This window comes from uncultured Enorma sp. (assembly GCA_905210055.1).
Taxonomy (GTDB): domain Bacteria; phylum Actinomycetota; class Coriobacteriia; order Coriobacteriales; family Coriobacteriaceae; genus Enorma.
In genome coordinates this window covers 1-2,340 of sequence record CAJLVH010000200.1, presented here as the reverse complement: position 1 = coordinate 2,340, position 2,340 = coordinate 1, and the positions used below count along the sequence as shown (strand labels likewise).

Annotated in this window: 2 protein-coding genes; one reads left to right on the top strand and one right to left on the bottom strand. The window is 64.1% G+C overall.

The genetic code is table 11. The features are described 5' to 3' along the window. Positions 1-99 precede the first annotated feature (99 nt). Positions 100-831, bottom strand: coding sequence for a serine O-acetyltransferase (gene cysE / locus QZ079_RS09130; protein ID WP_297037535.1), 732 nt, complete (start codon positions 829-831; stop codon positions 100-102). 265 nt (positions 832-1,096) lie between these two features. Here cysE and QZ079_RS09125 point away from each other — a divergent pair, with 265 nt between their 5' ends. Beyond that, positions 1,097-2,143, top strand: a complete 1,047-nt coding sequence (locus QZ079_RS09125) for a branched-chain amino acid aminotransferase (protein ID WP_297037534.1) — start codon at positions 1,097-1,099, stop codon at positions 2,141-2,143. Positions 2,144-2,340 lie beyond the last annotated feature (197 nt).

Here is a 2,340-nt window from a genome sequence, read left to right as displayed (position 1 = left end):
TTTTGGGGCATCAGGCACTCGTGCCTGATGCCCCAAAATGCACCTGTCCCCAATTGGGTCACACCCCGCCCCGCGTGAGCGCCGGCGGAGGCGTATCATCTACGCGCTACGCTGCTCCACGAGCTGTTCGACCAGCTTCGTGATCTCGGCGAGCTGCTGTTCCATGTCGGTAATCTGCTGCTCGAGTTCTTTAATGCGCCGGCGGTTGCTCTTGATACCCTCGCGGTTCATGCGCGACTGCTCTTCCACGGGGTCGGGCAGGTTCTCGCGGTGCTTGCTCGCCTCGTAGGTCTCTTCCACGATGCGGCAGCCGTTGCGGCGCACGACGCGTCCCGGCACGCCCACGACGGTGCAGTTCTCGGGCACGTCCTTCACCACGACGGAGTTTCCTCCCACCTTGACGTTGTCGCCGAGGTGGATGTTGCCGAGCACCTTGGCACCCGCGCCCACGGTGACGTTGTTGCCCAGCGTGGGATGGCGCTTGCCGCACTCCTTGCCCGTGCCGCCGAGTGTGACGCCCTGGTAGAGCACGCAATCGTCGCCCACGACGGTGGTCTCGCCGATGACGACGCCCATGGCGTGATCGATGAAGAAGCGCCTGCCCAACTGCGCTGCGGGATGGATCTCCACACCGGTGAAGAAGCGCGTGACTTGGCTGAGCACGCGCGCGGGGCCACGCGCACCATGACTCCACAACCAGTGCTCCGGCGTGTGCATCCACTTCGCATGGAGGCCGGGGTATGAGAGCGCGATGACGAGGCCGCTTTGGGCAGCGGGGTCGTGCACTTTTACGGTCGCGATGTCTTCGCGGAGGGTTTCGATGAAGCTCATGGGGTGCTCCTAGGATGGCGATGGTCGGCGCATGGCACCGATTCGATGCGGATAAGTATAGCGAATTGGTAGGATTAACGATATGGGAATGCCGCTGGCAGGCTGATTTCCACGGCGGATCGTTTCGCTTGCAACAAAGAATTAACCGGGTGCTTTAGCGCGGCGGAGTACAATGGTCGGTATTACAAGCGAACGAGCCAAGAGCGCCCAGCTAGCCTGGACGCTTTTGTGTGCCGAAAGATTCGACCTGGTAAAGGAGCACGTTATGGCAGTTGAGAAGAAGGATATCGACTGGGGCGGCCTCGGCTTCGCCTACAGGCCCACGGACTACAGCTACGTCTGCAACTACAAGGACGGCGCCTGGGAGGAGGGCGGTCTCACGACCGATCACACCCTCACGCTTTCCGAGTGCGCGGGCATCTTCCACTACTGCCAGGAGGTCTTCGAGGGCCTCAAGGCCTACACCACCAAGGACGGCGACATCGTCTGCTTCCGCCCGGACCTCAACGCCGCTCGCATGGCCGACTCCGCGCGCCGCATCGTGATGCCGCCCTTCCCGGAGGACAAGTTCATCGAGGCCGTCAAGATGGTTGTCAAGGCCAACGAGGCCTGGGTGCCGCCCTTTGGCTCCGGCGCCACGCTCTACGTGCGTCCGTTCATGGTGGCGACCGGCGAGGTCATCGGCGTCGCGCCGGCCACGGAGTACCAGTTCCGCATCCTCGTGACGCCCGTGGGTCCGTACTACTCGGGCGGCGTCAAGCCCGTGGCCGTGAAGGTTCCCGAGTACGACCGCGCCGCGCCCCACGGCACGGGCGCCATCAAGGCCGGCCTTAACTACGCGATGTCGCTCTATCCGAGCGTCCAGGCACACGCCGAGGGCTTTGCCGACAACATGTATCTCGACCCGCAGACCCACACCTTTGTGGAGGAGTCCGGTGGTGCGAACTTCCTGTTCGTGGACAAGGAGGGCGCGCTTGTAGTGCCGCAGTCCGCGACAGACTCGATCCTGCCGTCGATCACGCGCCGCAGCCTCGTCACGGTGGCGCAGGACATGCTCGGCATGACCGTGGTCGAGCGCCCGGTGAAGTTCGAGGAGGTTGCGAGCGGCGCCTTCGTCGAGTGCGGCATGTGCGGCACCGCGGCCGTGATCTCGCCTGTGGGCAAGGTCGTGAACGGCGACACCGAGGTCGTCTTCGGCGAGGGTGGCATGGAGCACGTGGGCCCCGTCATGCAGAAGCTCCGCGAGACCCTGACCGGCATCCAGGCCGGCGAGATTGAAGGTCCCGAGGGCTGGGTCGTCAAGATCTGCTAAGGTCGCCGAAATATCCTGGCACACGCTGAGAGGGCGCCTTGGAGGAGATACCTCCAAGGCGCCCTCGTTGCATTACGGTCGGGGTCGTTGACTTTGTGTGCGGCGGGTTGCTACTCTTGGTCGCCGCGACCCTTCATGCGCGCCCAGATGCCTGCGGCGATGGTACCGCTGCCTGCGAGGAGCGCGGCGAGCGAGGC